This is a genomic window from Arthrobacter sp. HMWF013, assembly GCF_003061105.1.
Taxonomy (GTDB): Bacteria; Actinomycetota; Actinomycetes; order Actinomycetales; family Micrococcaceae; genus Arthrobacter.
This window is the reverse complement of sequence record NZ_QAIQ01000108.1, coordinates 1-3,802: the sequence shown is the minus strand read 5'-3', so window position 1 is coordinate 3,802 and position 3,802 is coordinate 1. Positions and strand designations below refer to the sequence as shown.

Below are 3,802 nucleotides of genomic sequence, written 5' to 3'. Positions count from 1 at the left end.
GCTCAAGGCGTGGGGACTGGACGACGACGCCGCCGGGCTGAGGCGCTTTTCGCTGACAGTTCTTGAGTCCATCGGTTCCCTCGCTGCCGCGGTGAAGCCGCAGGTGGCGCTCTACGAACGCCACGGGTCAGCGGGTATGGCCGTCCTCGAGGAACTCCTTGCCGAGGCCCGGGACGAGTCGGTGCTCACCATCGCCGACGCCAAGCGCGGCGATATTGGCTCCACCATGGCCGCCTATGCCGACGCCTGGCTCCGGGACAGTTCACCGCTGGCCGCCGATTCGGTGACCCTCAGCCCTTACCTGGGCTTCGAGTCGCTCCGGCCCGCACTGGACCTTGCAGCGCAGACCGGCCGCGGTGTGTTTGTCCTCGCGCTCACCTCCAACCCGGAAGGCGCGTCGGTGCAGCACGTCGGCGGAGCCGATTCCGTGGCCCGGCGCATCGTCGAGGCGGCAGCGGCTGAGAACCGGCGTTATCCCGGCCCGCTCGGCTCGGTGGGCCTGGTTGTCGGGGCCACGGTGGGCTCGGCCCTGTCCGACCTGCAGCTGGACCTCCGGGCCGTCAGCGGTCCCATCCTCGCCCCGGGACTGGGCGCCCAGGGCGCCACCGCGGCAGACCTGCGCAGGACATTCGGCGCAGCCTACCCCCAGGTCCTGGGAACCTCCAGCCGGGATATTCTGGCAGCCGGTCCCGCGGCCCAGGGGCTCCGGGATGCAGCCCTGCGCACCCTGGACGGACTCAGGGGCGAATAGGCGCCACCATGGTGCCCTGCAGGTGCGATGCAGGTGTGATGCATTGATTCGCCGCCCCCCAAGGGGTAGGTTTCTGGACAAGTCCAATGGCGGCCGCCTTGGATGCATCCGTCTTACCGGGGGTGTCCATTATGAGCCTGCGACCCTTGTCCGCGTCGGAACGCACGGCTGCACTGCAGAAGGCTGCGGCTGCCCGCGCAGCCAGGGCTGCGGCGAAGGAACGGCTCAAAAACGGCCAGACCTCCGCTGCGGACATCATCAGTTCGGCCGGCGATGACGAGGCCCTGGCCCGGATGCGGGTGGCTGAGCTTCTTGAAGCGCTGCCCGGCATCGGCAAGGTCAGGGCTGCGGCCATCATGGAGCAACTGGGCATCGCCGCATCCCGGCGGGTCCGGGGACTGGGCATACACCAGCGCCAGGCGCTGGTAGATTTTATAGACGAGAAGTAGGGCGTGCCACGGTCCGCCCCATCCGAACTCCGGCACAAAGGAATACGTGAGCAAGAAACCGGGACTGACAGTCCTCGCAGGTCCGACGGCTGTTGGCAAAGGCACCGTGTCCACCTACATCAGGGATAACTACCCCGAAGTCTGGCTTTCCGTTTCGGCAACCACCCGTGCACCCCGGCCTGGGGAACAGGACGGCGTCCACTACTTTTTCAAGTCCAGGGAAGAGTTCGAATCGCTGATTGCCGCCGGCGAGCTGCTGGAGTGGGCCGTGGTGCACGGCCAGAACACCTACGGCACGCTGAAAAGCACCGTCAAGCAGGCCATCGCCGACGGCAGGTCCGTCCTGTTGGAGATTGACCTGCAGGGTGCCCGGCAGGTCAAAGCGGCAGTCCCGGATGCGCAATTCGTCTTCCTCGCACCGCCCAGCTGGGACGAAATGGTGCGCCGCCTGGTGGGCCGCGGCACCGAAACCGCCGACGAACAGCGGCAACGGCTGGAAACCGCTAAACTAGAACTTGCCGCTGAACCGGAGTTCGACCACACCGTCATCAATGATGACGTTCGCCGGGCAGCGGACGAGCTTGTTTCACTCATGGGGCTGACACCGCACCCGCACGATTAGCCGGTACCGGTCAGCCCGTTAGAATTTGGAGAATTCGTGTCCACGAACCTTGAAGGCATCATCAACCCGCCGATCGACTCACTGCTTGAGGCAGCTGATTCCAAGTACGGCCTGGTGATCTTCGGCGCCAAGCGTGCACGCCAGATCAACGCTTACTACGCCCAGCTGCACGAGGGCCTGTTCGAGTACGTCGGCCCGCTGGTCGACACCAAGCTGAACGAGAAGTCGCTGTCCATCGCCCTGCGCGAGATCAACGAAGGCAAGCTCGTTTCCACGCCGATCGAAGCCGCAGAGTAAAGCAGCGGTCCTGTCACGAGACCACGCAGACTCACCTGTTGACGGAGATCACGTGCGCATAGTCCTCGGAGTCGGGGGAGGGATAGCCGCCTACAAGGTGGCATCGCTCCTCCGGCTTTTTACTGAAGCCGGACATCACGTCACGGTGATCCCCACGGAGGCGGCCACCCGCTTTGTCGGTGTGGCAACCTGGGAAGCCCTGTCCGGTAACCCGGTCACCAACAGCGTCTTCGACGAGGTCCATCAGGTCAACCACGTCAGGCTCGGCCATGAGGCCGATCTCATCGTGGTGGCCCCGGCCACAGCTGACCTGCTGGCACGCGCAGCCACCGGCCAGGCCAACGACCTCCTCACCAACACACTCCTGATGGCACGGGGACCCGTACTGTTTGCTCCCGCAATGCATACCGAGATGTGGCAGCACGCCGCCACCCGGGCCAATGTGGAGACACTGCGGGGCAGGGGAGTGGCCGTACTGGAACCGGCCAGCGGGCGTCTGACAGGCGCGGACACCGGTCCCGGCCGCCTGCCGGAGCCGGAAGCCATCTTTGATGCCGCCATGGCCCTTGCCCAGGGCAAACCGGACTACCAGCTTCCCCTCGCCGGAAAAACGGTCACCATCAGCGCCGGCGGCACCCGCGAACCCCTGGACCCGGTGCGGTTCCTCGGGAACAGGTCCTCCGGCAAGCAGGGCGTGGCGTTGGCTGTCGCCGCGCGCAATGCCGGTGCAACGGTCCGGCTTCTCGCCGCCCACATGGAGGTCCCGCCGCCGGCCGGCGTCGAAGTGGTGACCGTGGAGACCGCCTTGCAGCTGCGCGAAGCAGCGCTGGCCGCGGCGGTGGATTCCGACGTCGTCATCATGGCCGCAGCAGTGGCGGACTTCCGTCCCGCCGAGATCTCCGGCACCAAGATCAAAAAACGCGACGATACTGCGGACCCGGTGATCACGCTGGTCCGCAACCCCGACATCCTCCAGGAACTCGTGGAACTTCGGGACCATGCCCCGGAGTACGGGGCCGCCCGCCGCGGCCAACTGATCATCGGCTTCGCAGCCGAAACCGGCGACGGGCAGGGCGACGTCCTGGCCTACGCGGAGGCGAAGCTGAAGCGCAAGGGCTGCGACCTCCTGGTGCTCAACCACGTAGGCACGGACAAGGTCTTCGGCCAGGACACCAACTCCGTAGTCATCCTGGCCCGCTCCGGCGCCGAACCACAACTGGCCGCCGGCACCAAGACCGAGGTTTCGGCCGCCATCATTACCCGGATCGGCTTCGAGCTGAACCGCGTTTCGCCCCGCGCCTGACGCCAGGAGCGGCACGTTTCCTTAGCACGGGGACACACGCCGCCGGACGTCCGAGTCCTAACCAGTAAGGTAGTTGAGTGACTTTACCGCTGCACATTCCCCAGACCCACGGGACCACGCCTCCCGCACTCCGGCTCTTCACCTCCGAGTCGGTCACAGAAGGCCACCCGGACAAGATCTGTGACCAGATCAGCGACGCCATCCTGGATGCCCTGCTCGCGGCAGACCCGGAATCCCGGGTTGCCGTTGAGACGATGGCCACCACGGGCCTGGTCCATGTTGCCGGCGAAGTCACCACCGACGCCTATGTGGAAATCCCTCAGATCGTCCGCGAGACCATACTGGGCATCGGCTACGACTCATCGGCGAACGGTTTCGAC

At 65.8% G+C, this 3,802-nt stretch carries 6 protein-coding genes; all 6 read left to right on the top strand.

All coding sequences use genetic code 11. The features are described 5' to 3' along the window. Positions 1-751 (top strand): orotidine-5'-phosphate decarboxylase (gene pyrF, locus DBR22_RS05160; protein ID WP_108598092.1); only part of this gene is annotated, 751 nt, incomplete at its 5' end. A 131-nt stretch (positions 752-882) separates the two neighbouring features. After that, positions 883-1,200 (top strand): integration host factor, actinobacterial type, encoded by a 318-nt coding sequence (gene mihF / locus DBR22_RS05155; protein ID WP_181365034.1) that lies wholly within the window; start codon positions 883-885, stop codon positions 1,198-1,200. Positions 1,201-1,246: 46 nt separating this feature from the next. After that, entirely contained in the window at positions 1,247-1,822 is a 576-nt protein-coding gene (gene gmk / locus DBR22_RS05150; RefSeq protein ID WP_108598091.1) for a guanylate kinase, read from the top strand. 36 nt (positions 1,823-1,858) lie between these two features. Continuing rightward, complete coding sequence (gene rpoZ / locus DBR22_RS05145) at positions 1,859-2,119, top strand: DNA-directed RNA polymerase subunit omega (protein ID WP_003800778.1); 261 nt, start codon at positions 1,859-1,861, stop codon at positions 2,117-2,119. Positions 2,120-2,171: 52 nt separating this feature from the next. Then, positions 2,172-3,422, top strand: coding sequence for a bifunctional phosphopantothenoylcysteine decarboxylase/phosphopantothenate--cysteine ligase CoaBC (coaBC, locus tag DBR22_RS05140; protein ID WP_108598090.1), 1,251 nt, complete (start codon positions 2,172-2,174; stop codon positions 3,420-3,422). Between the two features lie 77 nt (positions 3,423-3,499). Next, on the top strand, positions 3,500-3,802 hold a 303-nt coding region (locus tag DBR22_RS05135; protein ID WP_258229046.1), incomplete at its 3' end, for an S-adenosylmethionine synthetase N-terminal domain-containing protein.

Bases quoted from the DNA above. Each gene is read 5' to 3' on its own strand.
- mihF (WP_181365034.1), top strand. From the start codon at position 883: ATGAGCCTGCGACCCTTGTCCGCGTCGGAACGCACGGCTGCACTGCAG.